16 protein-coding genes and 1 pseudogene are annotated in these 18,486 nt (G+C 62.3%); 11 read left to right on the top strand and 6 right to left on the bottom strand.

The window, feature by feature from the left end:
• Nucleotides 1-90: 90 nt before the first annotated feature.
• Nucleotides 91-819 (bottom strand): FadR/GntR family transcriptional regulator, encoded by a 729-nt coding sequence (locus tag LPB072_RS22715; RefSeq protein ID WP_066096574.1) that lies wholly within the window; start codon nucleotides 817-819, stop codon nucleotides 91-93.
• Nucleotides 820-995: 176 nt separating this feature from the next.
• Between LPB072_RS22715 and LPB072_RS22710 the strand changes: the two genes are divergently transcribed.
• From LPB072_RS22710 to LPB072_RS22675, 8 genes are all read left to right on the top strand, one after another.
• Nucleotides 996-1,976 carry a TRAP transporter substrate-binding protein gene (locus LPB072_RS22710; RefSeq protein WP_066096571.1) on the top strand — a complete coding sequence of 327 codons (981 nt, stop codon included), beginning with the start codon at nucleotides 996-998 and terminating at the stop codon, nucleotides 1,974-1,976.
• A 114-nt stretch (nucleotides 1,977-2,090) separates the two neighbouring features.
• The gene (locus LPB072_RS22705; RefSeq protein WP_066096569.1) at nucleotides 2,091-2,618 is read left to right on the top strand and encodes a TRAP transporter small permease; all 528 of its coding nucleotides are present in this window, start codon (nucleotides 2,091-2,093) and stop codon (nucleotides 2,616-2,618) included.
• Entirely contained in the window at nucleotides 2,618-3,901 is a 1,284-nt protein-coding gene (locus tag LPB072_RS22700; protein WP_066096567.1) for a TRAP transporter large permease, read from the top strand. Before LPB072_RS22705 ends, LPB072_RS22700 begins: the two co-directional genes overlap by 1 nt.
• 9 nt (nucleotides 3,902-3,910) lie before the next feature.
• On the top strand, nucleotides 3,911-5,200 hold the full coding sequence (locus tag LPB072_RS22695; protein ID WP_066096564.1) for an enolase C-terminal domain-like protein: 1,290 nt from the start codon (nucleotides 3,911-3,913) through the stop codon (nucleotides 5,198-5,200).
• A gap of 22 nt (nucleotides 5,201-5,222) precedes the next feature.
• Nucleotides 5,223-6,260 (top strand): Gfo/Idh/MocA family protein, encoded by a 1,038-nt coding sequence (locus LPB072_RS22690; RefSeq protein WP_066096561.1) that lies wholly within the window; start codon nucleotides 5,223-5,225, stop codon nucleotides 6,258-6,260.
• Nucleotides 6,261-6,293: 33 nt separating this feature from the next.
• Complete coding sequence (locus LPB072_RS22685) at nucleotides 6,294-7,298, top strand: lactonase family protein (RefSeq protein ID WP_066096559.1); 1,005 nt, start codon at nucleotides 6,294-6,296, stop codon at nucleotides 7,296-7,298.
• Nucleotides 7,295-8,851 carry a galactarate dehydratase gene (garD, locus tag LPB072_RS22680; protein ID WP_066096556.1) on the top strand — a complete coding sequence of 519 codons (1,557 nt, stop codon included), beginning with the start codon at nucleotides 7,295-7,297 and terminating at the stop codon, nucleotides 8,849-8,851. The genes LPB072_RS22685 and garD overlap by 4 nt, the downstream gene beginning before the upstream one ends.
• Nucleotides 8,852-8,950: 99 nt before the next feature.
• Entirely contained in the window at nucleotides 8,951-9,316 is a 366-nt protein-coding gene (locus tag LPB072_RS22675) for a DUF4870 family protein (RefSeq protein WP_066096552.1), read from the top strand.
• A 9-nt stretch (nucleotides 9,317-9,325) separates the two neighbouring features.
• Here the strand turns inward: LPB072_RS22675 and LPB072_RS22670 are convergent, their stop codons facing one another.
• The 3 genes from LPB072_RS22670 to LPB072_RS22660 all read right to left on the bottom strand — a co-directional run bounded on the left by LPB072_RS22670 (nucleotide 9,326) and on the right by LPB072_RS22660 (nucleotide 12,313).
• Entirely contained in the window at nucleotides 9,326-10,381 is a 1,056-nt protein-coding gene (locus LPB072_RS22670) for a 3-deoxy-7-phosphoheptulonate synthase (RefSeq protein ID WP_066096548.1), read from the bottom strand.
• 101 nt (nucleotides 10,382-10,482) lie between these two features.
• On the bottom strand, nucleotides 10,483-11,205 hold the full coding sequence (locus tag LPB072_RS22665) for a 16S rRNA (uracil(1498)-N(3))-methyltransferase (protein WP_066096544.1): 723 nt from the start codon (nucleotides 11,203-11,205) through the stop codon (nucleotides 10,483-10,485).
• A 16-nt stretch (nucleotides 11,206-11,221) separates the two neighbouring features.
• A complete protein-coding gene (locus LPB072_RS22660; RefSeq protein ID WP_082877182.1) occupies nucleotides 11,222-12,313 on the bottom strand; it encodes an aminoglycoside phosphotransferase family protein in 1,092 nt (363 codons plus the stop codon).
• Nucleotides 12,314-12,622: 309 nt separating this feature from the next.
• On the opposite strand from LPB072_RS22660, the gene LPB072_RS22655 reads away from it, so the two are divergent.
• Genes LPB072_RS22655 through rsmA form a run of 3 tightly spaced genes read left to right on the top strand, consistent with a single transcriptional unit; the run spans nucleotide 12,623 to nucleotide 17,204 of the window.
• Nucleotides 12,623-15,028: an LPS-assembly protein LptD gene (locus LPB072_RS22655; protein ID WP_066096538.1), complete on the top strand. Its 2,406-nt coding sequence runs from the start codon at nucleotides 12,623-12,625 to the stop codon at nucleotides 15,026-15,028.
• A 12-nt stretch (nucleotides 15,029-15,040) separates the two neighbouring features.
• Complete coding sequence (locus LPB072_RS22650) at nucleotides 15,041-16,408, top strand: peptidylprolyl isomerase (RefSeq protein WP_066096536.1); 1,368 nt, start codon at nucleotides 15,041-15,043, stop codon at nucleotides 16,406-16,408.
• A gap of 31 nt (nucleotides 16,409-16,439) precedes the next feature.
• Nucleotides 16,440-17,204: a 16S rRNA (adenine(1518)-N(6)/adenine(1519)-N(6))-dimethyltransferase RsmA gene (rsmA, locus tag LPB072_RS22645; RefSeq protein ID WP_066096531.1), complete on the top strand. Its 765-nt coding sequence runs from the start codon at nucleotides 16,440-16,442 to the stop codon at nucleotides 17,202-17,204.
• A 362-nt stretch (nucleotides 17,205-17,566) separates the two neighbouring features.
• On the opposite strand, the pseudogene LPB072_RS22640 reads toward rsmA, so the two are convergent.
• Both LPB072_RS22640 and LPB072_RS23615 read right to left on the bottom strand, forming a co-directional pair.
• Nucleotides 17,567-17,962 (bottom strand): annotated as a pseudogene (locus LPB072_RS22640) (barstar family protein); the annotation flags it as partial.
• A 58-nt stretch (nucleotides 17,963-18,020) separates the two neighbouring features.
• Nucleotides 18,021-18,326 carry a ribonuclease domain-containing protein gene (locus tag LPB072_RS23615; RefSeq protein WP_070263942.1) on the bottom strand — a complete coding sequence of 102 codons (306 nt, stop codon included), beginning with the start codon at nucleotides 18,324-18,326 and terminating at the stop codon, nucleotides 18,021-18,023.
• Nucleotides 18,327-18,486 lie beyond the last annotated feature (160 nt).

Raw genomic sequence — 18,486 nt, 5'->3', positions numbered from 1 at the left:
GTGCGTGACGGTTTAAGTTAACAGTCATCATACAACTGAGGGTGCAAAGAACCACCCGGGTAAACCCGGGTTCCATGCCCTCACGTCGGCTCAGTTCGCCTGGGTATCGCTCTTGCGCAGCCGTTCCCGGCTATTGGAGAGGTGGGTCCGGATGGCGGCTCGCGCGCTGTCCACATCCTGGTTGCGAATGGCGTTGAAAATGCTTTCGTGTTCCTGGTGCACCAGTTTCAGGTACATCTGCCGATTGGGGTGGTCGGGTGCATCGGTGGCCAGTCGCGCGCGCGGAATCACGCCTGGGCCCAGCGAGCCCATCACTTCCGCAAAATGGCTGTTTTGGGTCGCCAGGGCGATTTCGCGATGGAATTGAAAATCGGCGCTGGCAGCGTCTTGCCCAGCCTCGATGGCAGCAGAGAACGCATCGAGTGCGGTGCGCATCGATCCGAGGTTCTCTTCCGTTCGGCGCGCAGCAGCGATGGCGGCCGCCTCGGTCTCGATGCCGATGCGCAGCTCCATCAGCGCGATGGTGTCGCGCAGCGTGCCCAGCTGCTCTGGCTTGATGCGAAACGGCGTGCCTTCTTCGGCGCGCAAGACGAAGGTGCCAATGCCATGGCGGGTTTCTGCCATGTTGACCGCCTGCAAGTAGGAGATAGCTTCGCGCACCACCGTGCGGCTCACGCCAAACTCCTCCATGAACGCGGCTTCTTTGGGCAGCTTTTCGCCGGGCGCGTAACCGCCGCTGCGGATGCGCTCGACCAGCACATGGGCGAGTTCGGTGGACAGGGTGCGCGATTTGTTGCGGTTGCTCAAATCCCGATTCATGAGGGTATTCCCGATGTCAACGCAGAGAGGTGTCTGCTAGATTAGTTGTACGACAACCGATGATGATATGTATGTGATCAATGTAGCAGATGCATTCAAGCTTTGGCTAGGTCGAGAACCCTTTCATTCACTTTTCCACTACGAACCAATGCGCCACGGCGCAAGGAGACATTGATATGAGTAACCGCCGAGTTTTGATACAGGCCACCGTGGCCGCCGTATGTGCCAGCGTCGTCGGCATTGCCGCCGCCCAGACCGTGTTGAAAGCCACCGATACGCACCCCGCCGGTTATCCAACGGTGGTGGCCGTCGAGTCTTTTGGCAAGAAGCTGGAAGCCGCCACCAACGGCCGCTACAAGATGCAGATGTTCCCTGGTGCGGTGCTTGGCCAGGAAAAAGAAACCGTTGAACAGACACAGCTCGGCGCCATTCAGATCAACCGCATCTCGCTGGGGGTGATCGGCCCGATCGTTCCGGAAGTGGATGTGTTCAACATGCCTTTCATCTTCCGCGACATCCCGCACATGCGCAAAGTGATCGACGGCCCCATCGGTGATGAACTCCTGGCCAAGGTCAGCAGCAGTTCTGCCGGTCTGGTGGCCCTGGGCTGGATGGACGGTGGTGCGCGCAGCCTGTACACCAAGAAGCCCGTGAAAGTGCCGGCCGACCTGAAGGGTCAGAAGATTCGCATGATGGGCAATCCACTGTTCGTGGACACCATGAACGCGATGGGCGGCAACGGCATCTCCATGTCCTATGGCGAGGTCTACACCTCGCTGCAGACCGGCGTGATCGATGGCGCGGAAAACAACCCACCCAGCTACTTCACTGCGAACCACTACACCACCGACGCCAAGAACTACTCGCAGACCACCCACCTGATCATTCCCGAACTGTTCGTGATGTCCAAGATCACCTGGGACAAGCTGTCCAAGGAAGACCAGGCAACGGTGAAAAAACTGGGGCGCGAGGCGCAACTCGAGCAGCGTGGCCTGTGGGACAAGAGCGTGGCCGAGTACTCCGCCAAACTCAAGGCCGCTGGCGTGACCTTCATTGAAGTGGACAAGAAGCCCTTCATTGATGCCACGGAACCGGTACGCGCCAAGTACGGCGTCAAGTTCCCTGACCTGATGAAGCGCATCGGCGAAGTCAAGTAACTATTCGGGACAGTTGCCTCCGCGAGCCTGTGGGCTCGCGGAGGCCCTCGTTTGACCATTCCGCCGCTTTCAAGCGGCAAAAAACCTGCGGTCGTCCCGACTGAGGAAATTTCCATGAACGAGCCCATTCACCGCTTCTGCGACCTTGCCTACCGGATCTGTATCTGGGTGTCGGGTCTCTCCGTCCTGCTCATGACCCTGATCATTCCCTGGGGAATTTTTACCCGCTATGTACTGGGCACAGGATCGCAGTGGCCAGAGCCCATTGCGATCGTCCTCATGGTGCTGTTCACGTTTCTGGGGGCTGCTGCTGCCTACCGTGCAGGTGCCCACATAGCCGTCGAGATGCTGACCACCCGAATGCCAAAAGGCCTGCAGGCCGCGTCGGTCTGGATCGTGCACCTGACCATGCTGGCGGTGGCCCTGTTCATGACCTACTACGGCACCACGCTGTGCATCAAAACCTGGAATCAGGTGATCGGACAGTTGCCATGGATGCCTGTGGGGCTGACCTACACGCCAGTTCCCATTGGTGGCCTTTTCACCGCCCTGTTTGTGCTGGAGCACATGATTTTTGGCAGCCAGAGCCAGCGCCCCATCGTGACGTTTGATCACATGGTCGAAGAAGGAGGTAACGCCTGATGGACGCATTCATACTGCTCGGCTCGTTTGCCGCCCTGATGTTGTTGGGCATGCCCGTGGCCTACGCCATGGGTCTGGCCTCGCTGATTGGCGCCCTCTGGATCGAGATCCCGATCGGCGCCATCATGATTTCCATCGCCTCGGGCGTGAACAAATTTTCGCTGCTGGCAATCCCCTTCTTTGTCCTGGCCGGCGCCATCATGGCCGAAGGCGGCATGTCGCGGCGGCTGGTGGCGCTGGCCGGCGTGCTGGTGGGTTTTGTGCGCGGTGGCTTGTCACTGGTCAACATCCTGGCCTCCACCTTCTTTGGTGCGATTTCGGGTTCGTCCATGGCCGACACGGCATCGGTGGGCACCGTGCTGATTCCCGAGATGGAAAAGCGGGGCTACCCGCGCGATTTCGCCACGGCCGTCACCGTCAGCGGCTCGGTGCAGGCCATCCTGATTCCACCCAGCCACAACGCGGTGATCTACTCGCTGGCGGCCGGTGGTGGTGTGTCGATTGCCTCGCTGTTTCTGGCAGGCGTTCTGCCAGGCTTGCTGCTGGGCACCACGCTGGCCGTCATGTGCCTGGTCATCGCCCGCAAACGCAACTTCCCGGCCGAACGCCGCATTCCGATCCGCGAAGCACTGAAAATTGTGGTCGATGCACTGTGGGGCTTGATGACCATGTTCATCATCCTCGGCGGCATTTTGAGCGGCGTCTTCACCGCCACCGAGTCGGCGGCGGTTGCGGTGATCTGGGCCTTCTTCGTCACCATGTTCATCTACCGCGATTACAAGTGGAGCGAGCTGCCCAAGCTGATGCACCGCGTGGTCAAAACGCTGGCCATCGTGATGATCCTGATCGGCTTCGCCGCCGCCTTCGGCTACATGATGACGCTGATGCAGATTCCGCAGCGCATCACCGAAGCCATGACATCCTTTTCGGACAACCGCTACGTCATCCTGCTGATGATCAACGTCTTGTTGCTCGCGCTGGGTACGCTGATGGACATGGCGCCGCTGATCCTGATCATGACGCCGATCCTGCTCCCCGTGGTGACCCACATCGGCGTCGACCCGGTGCACTTCGGCATGATCATGATGGTCAACCTCGGCATGGGCCTGATCACACCGCCGGTGGGCGGCGTGCTCTTTGTGGGCAGTGCGATCGCCAAGCTGCCCATCGAGCGCGTGACCAAGGCCCTCTACCCCTTCTTCATCGCGCTGCTGTTCGTGCTGGCGTTGGTGACCTATGTGCCGGCCATCTCCTTGTGGTTGCCCGGGGTGGCGTTGAAGTAAGGCCGTTGAATGAAGATCATTGAAATGCGGGTCACGCCGATCGCGATCGGCGACCCGCCCCTGCTCAACGCGGCCGGTCTGCATGCTCCGTTTGCCCTGCGCACCATCGTCGAGCTCGTGACGGATGACGGTCGGGTGGGCCTGGGCGAGATCCCCGGCGGGAAGGTGACGCTGCAGATGCTGCGCGATGCCATCCCCGATCTGATCGGGTGCGACCCGTTTCAACTCAACCAGATCAAGCAGACCCTGATCAACCACTTCGGCGATGGCGGTACCAGCGAGTTCAAGAACACCCGCCCCTGGGAAACCGCGCGCATCAACCATGTCTACAGCGCCATCGAAGTGGCCTGCTTTGACCTGATGGGTCAAGCTGTGGGCCGTCCCGTGGTCGATCTGCTCGGTGGCGTGGTGCGCGAGCAAGTGCCCTACTCGGCCTACCTGTTTTTCAAATACGAAGGCGCGGGCGGCGAGCTTGGTTTCGGCACCGCTCCCGCGGCCACCGGCTGGGCCGCAGCACGGCAGCGCGCAGCATTGGACCCGGCCGGCATCGTGGCCCAGGCGCGCGGCATGGTCGAGGCTTTTGGCTTTGAATCCATCAAGCTCAAGGCCGGCATTCTGGACCCCGATCTGGAGGTCGACACCATCCTGGCCCTGCGCGAAGCGTTCGGTCCCGACATGCCTCTGCGCATCGATCCGAATGGCGCGTGGACGCCAGAGACCGCCTTGCGTTGCGGGAAGCGCCTGGAAGGCGTGCTCGAATACTACGAAGACCCGGTGCGCGGGCAAGACGGCATGGCCCAACTGCGCCAGCAACTGGCCATGCCTTTTGCCACCAACATGTGCACCACCTCGTACAACGACATCCCGGGCAGCGTTGCCGCACACAGCGAAGACATCATCCTCACCGACCACCACTTCTGGGGCGGTTTGCGCGCCACACTTGAACTGAGCCGCGTGGCATCCACCTTTGGACGCGGCTTGTCCATGCACTCCAACAGCCATGCCGGCATCTCGCTGGCTGCGATGACCCATCTGGCGGCTGCCACGCCTGCACTGACCTACGCCTGTGACACCCACTACCCTTGGCAGACAGACGATCTGCTCGTGGGTGGCCCGATGGCGATCGAAGGCGGTTGCGTGCGCGTCTCGCGCGAACCCGGCCTTGGCATCACCCTGAACCAACACGCTTTGCAACGCGCGCACCAGGCCTACCTCGACTTTGGTCTGACCGATCGCGATGATGAGGTGGAAATGCGCAAGGTCGACGCCGACTGGACGTTTCTGCCGGTGCGCTACTGATTCCTTCCCGCAGGTCTTTCGCATGAACACGCCCGATCTTGTCCCGCTGAAGCTTGCCGTGATCGGCGCAGGCCTGGGTTCGGCGCCGCACTTTCGAAGCCTCGCCGATCTGGCGGACGAGGCGGCAGTGGTCTGGGTGCTCGGGCGCGACCTGGCGCGAATGCCGGCGGCCAAGCTGCCGGCTGGGGCCCGCGCCACCACGCAGGCAGACGACGTTTTCAACGACCCTGGCGTGGATGCCGTGCTCATCCTCACGCCGCCCGACACCCATCTGCATTTCGCCCGCCTGGCGGCCCGCGCGGGCAAACATGTGCTGGTCGAAAAGCCGCTGGAAACCCGATTCGACCTCGCCCGCGAACTTGTTGAAACCTGCGAAGCGGCCGGCGTGTTGCTGACGGTGATGTTGCAACACCGCTTGCGCGAAGGCGCGCTGGAGCTGGCGCGCTTGCTGCAGTCGGGCGCCTTGGGCGAGATCGTGAGCGCGGGGGCTTTCGTGCGCTGGTGGCGCCCCCAGAGTTACTACGACGTGCCAGGCCGCGGCACCTTGGCGCGCGACGGCGGTGGTGTGCTGATGACGCAAGCCATCCACACGCTGGATCTGCTGCTGACGTTCACCGGTATGCCCCATCGGGTGAGCGGCAGCGCCAGCACCAGCGCTGTGCACCACATGGAATGCGAAGACGCGGCCAGTGCGCTGCTGCACTTCGACAACGGCGCCACGGCCGTTGTGCAAGCCACCACCGCCGCGTTTCCGGGCTACCCCGAGCGCATCGAAATCAATGGCACGCGGGGCACCGCCACGCTGACATCGGGCGAGCTCAACGTGCGCCTGATCGACGGCACCGAGATACAAGCGGGCGGTGGTGGTGGTAACGGCGGTGGCGCCGACCCCATGGCCTTTGACCATGCTGCGCACCGCGCGGTCATCACTGATTTTCTTCACGCCATGCGCGCAGGCTGCGCGCCAGCGGTCAGCGGGCGTTCTGCCCTGGGCGTGATGCGCGTGATCGAAGCGGTGCTCGCCTCGGCGCGCGCCGAGGGCGTTCCTCAGTCGATATGAACCGCCCACTCCATCCACACAACAACCGAATCCATGAAGCCGACCTTTATCTTTGTTTCCCACGCCGACAGCGGTGACATCCACACCCTCGGCATGGCCGCCGATGGGCAACTGACCACGCTGCACACCCTGACGCTCGGCGGCACCCTCATGCCCATGGCCCAAAGCCCTTGCGGTCGCTGGCTCTATGTGGCGCGGCGCAGCGAACCCATGGCGGCGATCACCTTGGGCATCGACCGCACCAGCGGCGCCTTGAGCAAGCGGGGCGAAGCCGCGTTGCCGGGCAGCATGGCCTACATCTCGACCGACGCCACCGGCCGCTTTCTGTTTGCGGCCTCCTATCCCAGCGACCTGTTGAGTGTGAGCCCCATCGGCGCGGATGGTCAGGTTGAACAAGTTCAACAGCAAGTGCCGACGGGCCGGCACGCCCATTGCATCTTCGCCACGCCGTCCAACCGCCACGTGTTGGCGACCAGCCTGGGCGGCGGTCAGGTGCTGCAGTTCCACTTCGACGCCGCCACCGGCGCCCTGACCCCCAACACGCCCGCCGCGTGGCAGGCCCGGCCGGGCGCTGGCCCGCGCCACCTGCGTTTCCATCCGAACGGGCGCTGGGTCTACCTGCTCAACGAGCTGGACGCCACGGTGGACCGGTTCACCTTTGATCCCGAAGCTGGCACTTTGGAACACCAGCAAACCATCGCGTCGCTGCCGGCCAACTTCGCTGGCGAGCCTTGGGCGGCCGACATGCACCTCACGCCCGATGGCCGGTTCCTCTTCACCAGCGAACGCCGCAGCAGCACCCTCACGGCGTTTGCGCTGGATGCCAGCAACGGCGCGATGACGCTGCTCCGCCAGACCGGTACCGAGGCCGAACCGCGCGGCTTTGCGATCACGCCCGATGGCCAGACTCTGCTTGCCGTGGGCCAGGTCTCGCACCATTTGAGCCGCTACGCCATCGATGCGACCACCGCAGCGCTGACGCTGCAACAGCGTTTGCCCATGGGCCAAAACCCCAACTGGATCGAAATCACCGCATGAACACCGCTGCAGGAGCCGCTGCTTTCACCATCCGCATGCACCCGGCGGACAACGTGGCCATTGTGGCCAACGACGGTGGTGCCTCCGTGGGCGCTGTGAGTCCGGACGGTCTGACTTTGGTGGAGCGCCTTCCCCAAGGCCACAAGGTGGCGTTGCAAGCCTTGCCGAAGGGCAGCGAGGTGCGCCGCTACAACGTGGTCATTGGCCACACGGCGGTGGACATCCCCGCGGGCGGCTGGGTCAACGAGCAACGCTTGCTGATGCCCGAAGCGCGATCACTGGAAGGCCTGCCCGCGGCCAACCCGCCAGCCGAATTGCCGCCGCTGCATGGCCATACGTTTCAGGGCTACCGCAACGCCGACGGCAGCGTGGGCACGCGCAATTTGCTGGCGATCACGACCACGGTGCAATGCGTGGCCGGTGTGCTCGATGTCGCCGTTGAGCGCATCCGCAGCGAGCTGCTGCCCAAGTACCCCAACGTGGACGGCGTGGTCGGGCTGGAGCACACCTACGGCTGCGGCGTGGCTATCGACGCACCCGACGCCATCATCCCCATCCGCACCCTGCGCAACATCGCCAGCAACCCCAACTTCGGTGGCGAAGTCATGGTGCTGAGCCTGGGCTGCGAGAAGCTGCAGCCTGAGCGCCTGTTGCCACCGGGTTCGATTCCGATTGCCGACCAGCGCGGTGAAGCGCAGGACGTGGTGTTGCTGCAGGACGAAAAACACGTGGGTTTCATGTCCATGGTCGACAGCATCCTGACCCAGGCAAAGGTGCACCTGGAACGCCTCAACACACGCCAGCGCGAAACCTGCCCGGCGTCCGACTTGGTTGTCGGCGTGCAGTGTGGCGGCAGCGATGCGTTCTCCGGCGTCACCGCCAATCCGGCCGTGGGCCATGCCACCGATCTGCTGGTGCGTGCCGGCGCCACGGTGATGTTCAGCGAAGTGACCGAGGTGCGAGACGGCATCGACCTGCTCACCACCCGCGCCGCATCAACCGAGGTGGCCAACGCCATGGTGCGCGAAATGGCCTGGTACGACGCCTATTTGAGCAAGGGCATGGTCGACCGCAGCGCCAACACCACGCCCGGCAACAAAAAGGGCGGCTTGTCCAACATCGTGGAAAAGGCCATGGGCTCCATTGTCAAGAGCGGCTCGGGCCCGATCCACGGCGTCATTTCACCGGGCGAAAAGGTCACCCAAAAGGGCCTGATCTTTGCCGCCACGCCGGCCAGCGATTTCATCTGTGGCACGCTGCAGCTTGCCGCCGGCATGAACCTGCATGTGTTCACCACCGGCCGGGGAACGCCTTATGGCCTGGCCGAATGCCCGGTGATCAAGGTGGCCACGCGCAACGATCTCGCACGCCGCTGGCACGATCTGATGGACATCAACGCCGGGCGCATCGCCAGCGGGGAAGCCACCATCGAAGAGGTCGGGCAGGAGCTGTTCCAGTTGTTGCTCGACGTGGCCAGCGGCAAACGGACCTGGGCCGAGCACTGGAAGCTGCACAACGCCCTGGTGCTGTTTAATCCGGCGCCTGTGACCTGATTCACGCCCGTCGCGCGGATGCGTGTCTTCGACGGTGTGCATGGGTATAGTCATCAGACAGCAAGCGCCCAGGTTTGCAAACCATTCACCACCATCGCCATGAACCTTCCCGTTGAATCAAATACCCCGCGGGCCGACGCATCCGACGTCGACAAGCAGGTCACCACCATCATTTATGTGCTGTATGCCGCATCGATCCTGGTGGGCGTGACCTGCCTGGTGGCCATCGTGATGAACTACGTCAAGAAAGACGAAGTGGCTGGCACCTTCCTCGAGAGCCATTTCCGTTGGCAGATCCGCACCTTCTGGTTTGCAATGCTGTGGAGCGTGGTGGGTGTGGCGTTGTTGTTTGTCTTTGTGGGATTCTTCGTGCTCGGCGCGAACTTCCTGTGGTTCATCTACCGCGTGGTCAAAGGCTGGATTCGTCTCAACGAAGACAAGCCCATGTACGAGCAGACAGCCTGACCACGGCGCTCAGCCGCGCCTTGCGCGCACGGCCTCGGCCAGGCCTTCCAGCACCGGCACCACATCGTCAAACGCCAGACACCCGTCGGTGATGCTTTGGCCGTAGGTCAGCGGCTTGCCGGGCTCCACTTTCTGGGTGCCGCCCACCAGATGGCTTTCCAACATCACGCCAATGATGGCTTTTTCGCCGCCCGCGATTTGTTGCGCCACGTTGCCGGCCACCGCCGGCTGCCGGTCAAAGCGCTTGCCGCTGTTGGCGTGGCTGCAGTCCACCAGGATGGCCTCGGGCGCACCGGCTTGCTTTAACAAAGCCTTCGCTTCGGCAATGTGCGGCGCTTCAAAGTTGGGCCCCACGCGGCTGCCGCCGCGCAACACCAGATGGCCGTGTTCGTTGCCGGAGGTGGTCAGCACCGCAGGCGCGCCCTGGTGGGTGAGCGAGGGGAAGCAGTGGGGATGTTGCGCCGACAGAATGGCGTCCACAGCGACTTGCAAATCGCCATCGGTGCGGTTTTTGAAACCCACCGGCATGGACAGACCGGAGGCCAGTTCGCGGTGGATCTGGCTTTCCACCGTGCGCGCGCCGATGGCGCCCCAGCTGACCAGATCGGCGTAGTACTGGCCCAGGGTCGTGTCGAGGAATTCGGTGGCGATCGGCAGGCCGACTTCGGTCACGTCGAGCAGCAACTGGCGCGCAAGGCGCAGGCCTCGGTTGATCTGAAAGCTGCCATCCAGCGCGGGGTCGTTGATCAGGCCTTTCCAGCCGACCACCGTGCGCGGCTTCTCGAAATACACGCGCATGACCACCAGCAGATCGGGCGCCAGGCGCTGCGCCAGCGGCGCCAGGCGCCGCGCGTATTCCAGCGCCGCCACCGGGTCGTGCACCGAGCAAGGCCCGACGATGGCCAGCAAGCGGTCGTCTTCGCCGGTGACCACGCGGGCCACGGCGCGGCGCGCGGCGTTGACGCTCGCCGCGGCGGCGTCGCTCAGCGGCAGTTCGTCTTCCAGAATGGCGGGGGAGATCAGCGGGCGGGTGCTGCGGATGCGGACGTCGGCGGTGGTGGGCATGGGGTGTGCGGTCGAAAAAGGATTCCGATGATCTTACGGCGCTGCATCAGCAAGGGCGCCGCAGTGCCACATGGGCGCGACCGTTGGCCGCTGGAGCAGGCTCAGCCCAAGGCGCGAACCAGGGCCGACAGGGCGGCGGTTTCGGCCCTCAGCACCCGTACGCCCAGTGTCACCGGCAGCCAGCCCGCAGCGCGCGCGGCGGTGTCTTCCTGCGTCGACAAGCCGCCTTCGGGCCCGCTGAGGAAGGCGATGGTTTCACTCTCTGGCGTTTGCTGGATCAAGGCGGCCATGCCCTGGCTGCCCTCAGCGAGCGACAGCACGCTGCGCAACCCTGCCATTGCGCCGGACGATGCCAGCCACGACGAGAGATCGCGCACCGGGTGAATCACGGGTACCCGGTTGCCGCCGCATTGCTCGCAGGCCGCCACGGCCACTTGCTGCCAGTGGGCCTGTTTTTTGGTGGCGCGTTCGCCGTTGAGGCGCAGCACGCTGTGCGCGGTGTGCAGCGGCTGGATGCTGGCCACGCCGAGTTCGGTGGCTTTTTCCACCAGCCAGTCCATGCGGTCGTTGGCCGGCATGCCGACGGCGAGGTGCACGGCGCGGGCGGGCTCGCGTTCAACGTCATGGTGGGTGTCGATGCGCACGGCCACGTCAGAGCGACCCATGCGCAGGATGGTGGCGCCGTGTTCACCGCCTTCGCCGTTGAACAGTGTGATCACGCCGCCGGGTTGCAGGCGCAGTACCTGCACGTGGCGCGCGACGGTGGCGGGCAGATCGATCTCGGCGCCGAGGGTGAGCGGTACAGGGCAGTGGAAACGGGGCATGGTGGTGGTTCGCGGGTCAGACGCGGCCGAAGGCGTAGCCCGAAGCGGCCTCCAGGCCTTCGACCTTGTCGAGGTAACGCAGGAACGGGCCGAGTTCCCGGTAGCGACCGGCGGCGTGGCGAATGTAGTGGATGAAGCGCGGCGCGTCGGCCAGGTATTTGGGTTTGCCGTCGCGTAGGGTCAGGCGGGCGAAGATGCCGGCCACCTTGAGGTGGCGCTGCAGGCCCATCCATTCCACGGCGCGGTAGAAGGCACCAAAGTCGCCATGCCAGTCTTCAAAGTCCATCAGACCGGCTTTGCGCGCTTTTTCCCAATAGCGGATGGTGACTTCCAGCACGAAGCCTTCCTCCCAGCTGAGAAAGGCATCGCGCATCAGGCTGGCGATGTCATAGGTGATGGGGCCGTAAACCGCGTCTTGGAAATCTAGCACGCCAAGCTGCTGCGCCGGCGTTGCGCCGGGCTGGGCCGGGATCATCAGGTTGCGCGGCATGAAGTCGCGGTGCACATAGACGCTGGGCGCGGCCAGGTTGCGCTGGATGATGGTGTCGAAGGTCTTTTGCAGGGTGGCGGATTCTTCTGTGTCGGGCGTGACGCCCTTGTGTTGCTGCAGATACCAGTCGGGGAACAGTTGCAGTTCACGGCGCAGCAGCGGTTCGTCGTAGGCCGGCAGCACGCCTGGCTTGGAGGCGAGCTGCCAGGCCAGCAGCGTGTCGGTGGCCTGCATGTAGCGCTCAAAGTTGGCTTGAGGCGTTTCGGGCTGAATCTGCTCCATCCAGGTTTGCTGGCCCAGATCGGGCAACAACATGAAGCCCTGCGGCTCGTCCCAGGCCAGGATGTCGGGCACCAGCAAACCCGCGTCTTTCATCAGCTGGGCGACTTCGACGAAGGGTTTGCAGTTTTCCTTCTCCGGCGGTGCATCCATGATGATGCGCGTACCGCCATCGGTGGTGTCGAGCCGCAGGTAGCGGCGAAAACTCGCGTCGGCAGAGGCCGGGCGCAGGCTGTCGGGGATGAGGCCTTGAGGGCCAGTCTGGCGGGCCATCCACTGGTTGAACGCGGCTTCGCGCTGCGGATCGGGCCAGTTCACGGCGGTGTTGGGGATGGTCATAGGGAGAGGGTTGGCGCCCATTCGCATCGTTGGGCGGTGGGCGTAGGATAATTGCTTGAGATTCTACAAATTCACTGCGGCGGCGCGCTAGGCGGTCGTGCGCGGTCCGTGGCCCTGCTGATATGCTGCAAGTGGTCGAATTCCTAGCCTTCAGAGACGGCCGTTTTGCCTTACACCGCCTTGATGAAACCTGCCAAATACCCGTTTAAAGCTTCCCGACACCGCCTGTCCGGGGGGCTGAGGCGTTTGCCCAAGCCGGCTCCGCTGCCGCAGCTTGCCCGCATGCCTAACTTCCCGGTTCTGCCCGGAATGTCGAATCTGCCTCAGCCGACCCGCCTGTCCATTGCCGTCTACGGTGCCCTGGCTGCACTGGCGTTGGGTTCGGTGACTTCGCAGACTACGGCCTGGGCGCAGGAATCAGCGAGCAATGCCGACGCAGGCGCGATGGGTCTCAAGGCCGATGGCGGGTTGCAGGAAGCCCTGCCTGTCAGCGAGAACAATGCGTTGCCAACCTTTGTGCGCAGCCAGAGCATGGAGAACAAGGGTAAAACGTTCAGCGAGTTCGAGGGTGAAGTGGAGGTGCGTCGCCACGACCTGGTCATTCGAGCCGACAAGGTTGAGTTCGACCAGCAGTCCAGCGATCTCAAGGCGACTGGCAACGTGTTGATCAACCGCAATGGCGACCGGTTCACCGGGCCTGAATTGCAACTCAACGTGGAGACCTCGAAAGGTTACTTCGAGCAACCCGAATACGAGTTGCTGAAAAACGGGGCCACTGGCAACGCCTCGCGCATTGATTTCATCGATCGCGACAACATGGTCGTGGAAAACGGCGAATATTCCACCTGTGAGCGGGTACCCGGCAGCAAATGGATGCCCGACTGGATGATTCGCGCTTCCAGCATCGAACTGGATACCAAAGAAGATGTAGGCACAGCCAAAGGGGGTGTGCTGGAATTCAAAGGTGTGCCCATCCTGGGGGCGCCCTACCTCACGTTCCCGTTGTCGGACAAGCGCAAGTCAGGTGCTCTGCCTCCTTCCATCAATATCGACAGCACCAGCGGGTTTGAGGTCTCGGCGCCTTATTACCTGAACCTCGCACCGAACTTTGACGCGACCCTTGTGCCCACGGTCATGAGCAAGCGGGGAGTCGATCTGGGCGCGGAGTTTCGCTACCTGGAGCCCTCGTATACCGGTACGTTCAAGGGCGCCTATATGCCCTCCGACAAATTGCGCGATACCGACCGTTGGGCCTATTCCTGGGGACACGGGCAGTACCTGACCGGAGCGATCGGAGGGGGCAGTGGACTGGGGCTCAATCTGCGCCTCAATCAGGTCAGCGACGACAACTATTGGCGTGATTTCCCTCGTTCTTTGACCTCTCTGACCTCCCGTCTGCTGCCGAATGATGTGACCCTTGGCTGGACTCGAGGGCCCTGGTCGGTGGGAGCCGGCGCCTATAAATGGCAGGCCTTGCAAGATGCCGAGGCGCCCTTTACGCCACCTTATGACCGTTTGCCAGTGCTGGGCGTGAACTACGAACAGTTGGGGCAGACCATCTTGGGTTCGCCTGACTGGGATGTGACGCTGCAAACCAACTTCACACGCTTCCAGCGTTCGGTTGATGTGGATGGAGCCGGTTTGAAGGTCGGCGGCGACCGGACGCTCATGGTCGGTGGATTGACGCGTCGTTGGCAAGCGCCAGGATGGTTTGTCCAGCCTGCAGCGCAACTGCACATGACCCAGTACCAGACCACTGGACTCGATGGCGAAGACGATACCGCTGCGTCGCGCATCGTGCCCACGGTCAGTCTCGATAGTGGACTGGTTTTTGAACGGCCTACCCAGTTTTTTGGCAAGGACTACACGCAGACGCTGGAGCCAAGGGCCTTTTTCACCTGGACGCCGTACCGCGATCAGCTGGATTTGCCCAATTACGATTCAGGTTCGCGAGATTTCAACCTGGCCACCATGTTTTCGACCAATGCGTTCAACGGCAACGACCGCATAGCTGACATGAAAGCCGTGACCTTGGGACTGAACTCCCGCTTGCTTGACCCTGGCACAGGTTCCGAGGTGGTGAGGCTGGGGCTGGCTCAGCGCTACTTTCTGACCGATCAAAACGTGACATTGCCGGGTGGAACGGCTGTGACCGAGCGCATCAGTGACATGCTGCTTGCGGCACGGGTGCAGTGGGATCCGCTTTGGTCATTCGATTCGACTTTTCAATACAACCCCAAGAGCAATACGAGCGCTCGTTCCACCTTGGGGGGCCGATATACGCCTGGCCCCTACCGGGTGATCAGCGCTGCGTACCGCATTCAGCGGGGCGTGAGCGAGCAGGTTGATCTGGGCTGGCAGTGGCCGCTCGCAGCGCTTTGGGGTGGGGCATCTGAGCCGCTGCCGGGGCGTGCCCTGGGTCCAAACCAGTGGTACTCCGTGGGTCGCATCAATTACAGCATTCCTGACAGCAAGGTGCTGGATCTGGTCGCTGGCTTCGAATACGATGCCGGTTGCTGGCTGGGCCGGGTGGTGATGGAGCGTTTGCAGACCAGCACCACCGAAGCGAACCAGCGCGTGTTGTTCCAGCTTGAATTCAACGGTCTTTCACGCCTGGGTGCCAGTTCGTTGCAGACCTTGCAGGCCAATATCCCCCGCTACCGCTATTTGCGGGAAGAAGTGAGCCCGCCCAGCCGCTTCCCCCAGTACGACTGACGACCTGACTCCATGACACTTGCTGTACGCAAAATTCTCTGGCCACTTCTGGCCGCTGGCTGTGCTCTGAGCCTTTCGGCTGTGGCCCAGCCCTTGCGCCTGAGCGCCTCGCTGAATACCGACGTCGGTACCGTCGCTTCGCAGGTTGATGGCCGGACGGTGGATTACATCGTGGCCCTGGTCAATTCTGAGCCGGTCACCAACAACGAGGTGCGCCAGCGCCTGCTGCGTATCGAACAGCAAATGACGCAGCAAGGTACGGCGTTGCCACCCCGCGATGAGCTGGCTCAACGGGTCCTGGAGTTGCTGGTTTCCGAGCGGGCGCAACTGCAAGATGCAGCCGAGTTGGGGCTGTCGGTGGACGACGCAGCACTGGCCCAGGCCGAGCAGGCGCTGGCAGCCCAAAACCAGCTCGGGCTGGAGGCATTCAGGCAGCGAATTGTTGCGCAGGGCATGGATCTCAACCGTTTCCGCAACGAGTTGCGCAGCCAGCTGTTGCTCCGAAAGGTGCGCGATCGTGAGACCGAGCGCGTGCGCGTGAACAATGCAGAGATCGATCGACACATTGAGGAGCTCAATGCGCGCAACCCTGAAGGCGGCGAGACCTTGCTGCGCCATGTGTTGATCAAAGTGCCGGAGTCCGTCGACGCGGAAACGGCTCAAAGCGCTCAAGCCAAGGCCCAGTCGGTTGCCGCTCGTGCAAGGTCGGGTGAAGATTTTGCCGCTCTGGCACGTGAGGTTTCCGACGCACCGGAGGGTGCGACTGGTGGATCATTTGGCTGGCGAACGGCCAGTCAGTTGCCCACCCTGTTTGTTCAGTCCACCAAGGGGTTGCCCGTGGGGGGCGTGTCTGAGCCATTTAGAAGCCCGGCGGGTTGGCATGTACTCAAGGTGGATGACCGCCGCCAAAGCGTGGCCCCCGAGTTGATGGTGGTGAAAACCCGCACGAGCCACATCCTTCTCCGGGTGGGTCCGCAGTTGAGCCAGGAGGCGGCTATCGCGCGCCTGGCCGATATGCGGGAAAAGGTGATCAAGGGGCAGGCGACGTTTGAGTCGCTGGCGCGCCAATTCAGCCAGGATGGCTCAGCCAGCCAAGGCGGAGACCTTGGCTGGGTTGCGCCAGGGCAGTTTGTGCCGGAGTTTGAAGCGGTGATGGACCGGCTGTCGCCGGGTGAATTGTCACAGCCGACGGTTTCCCGTTTTGGCGTGCATTTGATTCGCCTGGACAACCGCGAGCAGGTTGCCATGACGACCGAGCAACAACGCGAAGCTGTGCGCAATGTGCTGCGCGACCAGAAGGCTGAAGAGGCCTTGCAGATCTGGGCCCAAAATGTGCGTGCGCGTGCCTACGTTGAATTCCGTGACCCCCCTCGCCCGTGACCGGCTTGCCGCCTAAATTCTCAGGTTTGAAATGAAGCACATCGCGCGCAAGCGATTCGGTCAGCATTTTCTCAAAGATGCGCTGGTGATTGAAGCCATCGTGAGTGAGATTGCCCCTCAGGCGGGCGATGTGATGATCGAAATCGGCCCCGGCCTGGCCGCCTTGACCCGCCCGCTGGTTGAGCGCCTGGGTCAACTCACCGTGATCGAGCTTGACCGGGATCTGGCGGTTCGCTTGCGTGAACAGCCGCAGCTTGATGTGGTCGAATCTGATGTGCTGAAAGTCGATTTTTCAGCGCTGGCTGAGCGCTTGACGCCTGGGAAAATCCGGGTCGTGGGCAATTTGCCATACAACATATCGACGCCTATCCTGTTTCATTTGCTGGATCATGTGGCGGTTGTGCAGGATCAGCACTTCATGCTGCAAAAAGAGGTGATCGACCGAATGGTCGCGGCCCCTTCCACGGGTGATTACAGCCGTTTGAGCGTGATGCTGCAATGGCGGTATGCGATGGAGAACGTGCTATTTGTGCCGCCAGAGAGTTTTGATCCCCCTCCGCGGGTGGACAGTGCCATCGTGCGCATGGTGCCCCTTGCCGAACCACCTGCAATTGATTTGCAGCGCTACGGTCAGATGGTGCAGGTGGCGTTTAGCCAGCGTCGAAAAATTCTGCGCAACACCCTTGGCCGCTGGCTGGACGAACAAGGCTTCACTGGTGAGTTTGACTTGCAGCGCCGGGCCGAAGAAGTGCCCGTGCACGAATACGTGTCCTTGGCTCAGGCCGTACAGAAATAACACCCCCCGCTTTCGGCATCACGCCCCCTGTGGGAGCCGCACATCCGGTTCCGTTGTGCCCTGATTCCATAACCCCGCAGGCGCAAAAAAGCCGCTGCCATGGCAGCGGCTTTTTCAAATCGAGGAAGCCGTGGATCCGGCTTGGTCGGTCCACCTGCATTGCCCCTTTGAGGGGGTGACGCGCCGCAGGCGCGGCGCGGAGGCGGACCCAATCGTCAGGCAGCGTTCAGCCAATAACCTGCGTTGAACGGGCTGCTCATGCGCAACGCCATTGGGCTCACGTCCAGGATCTTGTCCGTGGGCATGGGCTCTTCGTTGTCGACTTCGATCTGCGTTTCACCCTTGGGCGAGCGCGCCACGGAGAACGAGTAGAAGCAGCGGAAGGGAATCTTGCGGTCGTGCCAATAGTCGGCCGTGTCGCGGAAGATATCCAGCAGTTGCTCGCGCGCCTCTTTGTCGAATTTGGCATGGGCAGGAATATGCTCCAGCACGACGATGAAGCCGGTCTGCGGGCCCGACTTGTGCACCAGATCGGTCATGCAGTCGTAGAGCGCGTCGAAATTCTTGCCGAAATGCGGTGGCAAGGTGTATTGCGCTGCGATCAATTCCAGCACGTCCTGCTTGCTCTGGGCTTTGGCCAGGTTGGCATACAGGAAATGGTGACCCAGCTGCTCGGCCGAAGCCTGCAGGTCTTTCACGCCGTGGGCGCGAATCGACTGAACGATATTGGGTTTTACGTTACGAAGTGGCGTGTCCATCTCCGCGTCTCTTTCTACAGTCAAAGTTAAAGATCAAACTCTCTTCTCTACCGCCGACTCACTCCACAATCAACCGAAAGCTGCTGTAGTGGTCGTCGGTATAAAAACATGCATCGGGCCGCTTGGGCTGTTGGCCGCCGCATACGATGCGGCGCGCTCCCCGATGACTCAACCCTGGTGTGGGCACCGTGTACTCCCGGTAGTAACCCCGTTTCTGGCTGGGGAGCAAACGCTCCCGGTTGCCAAACACCGTGCCATCTTTTTCGTACCGGAAAGGCCCACCTTGCCGAATCATGACCAAGACTTCATTGCCCTGAGCCGGTAAGCCAGCAACCGCCAACGAGGCAACCGCTGAGCCGGGCAATACAGGGGGGTTGTCGCTGGCGTTTGGTCCTGCACCAGGTAGGTGCCGACTGCAGCCAAAACCAATGTCGCCAGCGTCAAAACGCGGCGGCCGGTGCCCATTCCCTTGATTGTCCGGATCCGTTTCAGATCCATGAAAGTCCCAGTCTTGATGCGATGAA

Origin of the sequence: Hydrogenophaga crassostreae, from assembly GCF_001761385.1 — a bacterium.
Taxonomy (GTDB): Bacteria; Pseudomonadota; Gammaproteobacteria; order Burkholderiales; family Burkholderiaceae_C; genus Hydrogenophaga; species Hydrogenophaga crassostreae.
Note: the sequence above shows the minus strand (reverse complement) of the source record. Positions and strands in the feature narration are given on the sequence as shown.

What these genes read in the sequence shown, in the direction of transcription:
- garD (WP_066096556.1), top strand. Translation starts at nt 7,295, where the DNA reads ATGAACACCGCTGCAGGAGCCGCTGCTTTCACCATCCGCATGCACCCG.
- LPB072_RS22700 (WP_066096567.1), top strand. Translation starts at nt 2,618, where the DNA reads ATGGACGCATTCATACTGCTCGGCTCGTTTGCCGCCCTGATGTTGTTG.
- LPB072_RS22705 (WP_066096569.1), top strand. Translation starts at nt 2,091, where the DNA reads ATGAACGAGCCCATTCACCGCTTCTGCGACCTTGCCTACCGGATCTGT.
- LPB072_RS22715 (WP_066096574.1), bottom strand. Translation starts at nt 819, where the DNA reads ATGAATCGGGATTTGAGCAACCGCAACAAATCGCGCACCCTGTCCACC.
- LPB072_RS22690 (WP_066096561.1), top strand. Translation starts at nt 5,223, where the DNA reads ATGAACACGCCCGATCTTGTCCCGCTGAAGCTTGCCGTGATCGGCGCA.
- rsmA (WP_066096531.1), top strand. Translation starts at nt 16,440, where the DNA reads ATGAAGCACATCGCGCGCAAGCGATTCGGTCAGCATTTTCTCAAAGAT.
- LPB072_RS22695 (WP_066096564.1), top strand. Translation starts at nt 3,911, where the DNA reads ATGAAGATCATTGAAATGCGGGTCACGCCGATCGCGATCGGCGACCCG.
- LPB072_RS22650 (WP_066096536.1), top strand. Translation starts at nt 15,041, where the DNA reads ATGACACTTGCTGTACGCAAAATTCTCTGGCCACTTCTGGCCGCTGGC.
- LPB072_RS22710 (WP_066096571.1), top strand. Translation starts at nt 996, where the DNA reads ATGAGTAACCGCCGAGTTTTGATACAGGCCACCGTGGCCGCCGTATGT.
- LPB072_RS22655 (WP_066096538.1), top strand. Translation starts at nt 12,623, where the DNA reads ATGTCGAATCTGCCTCAGCCGACCCGCCTGTCCATTGCCGTCTACGGT.
- LPB072_RS22675 (WP_066096552.1), top strand. Translation starts at nt 8,951, where the DNA reads ATGAACCTTCCCGTTGAATCAAATACCCCGCGGGCCGACGCATCCGAC.
- LPB072_RS22685 (WP_066096559.1), top strand. Translation starts at nt 6,294, where the DNA reads ATGAAGCCGACCTTTATCTTTGTTTCCCACGCCGACAGCGGTGACATC.
- LPB072_RS22665 (WP_066096544.1), bottom strand. Translation starts at nt 11,205, where the DNA reads ATGCCCCGTTTCCACTGCCCTGTACCGCTCACCCTCGGCGCCGAGATC.
- LPB072_RS22670 (WP_066096548.1), bottom strand. Translation starts at nt 10,381, where the DNA reads ATGCCCACCACCGCCGACGTCCGCATCCGCAGCACCCGCCCGCTGATC.
- LPB072_RS22660 (WP_082877182.1), bottom strand. Translation starts at nt 12,313, where the DNA reads ATGACCATCCCCAACACCGCCGTGAACTGGCCCGATCCGCAGCGCGAA.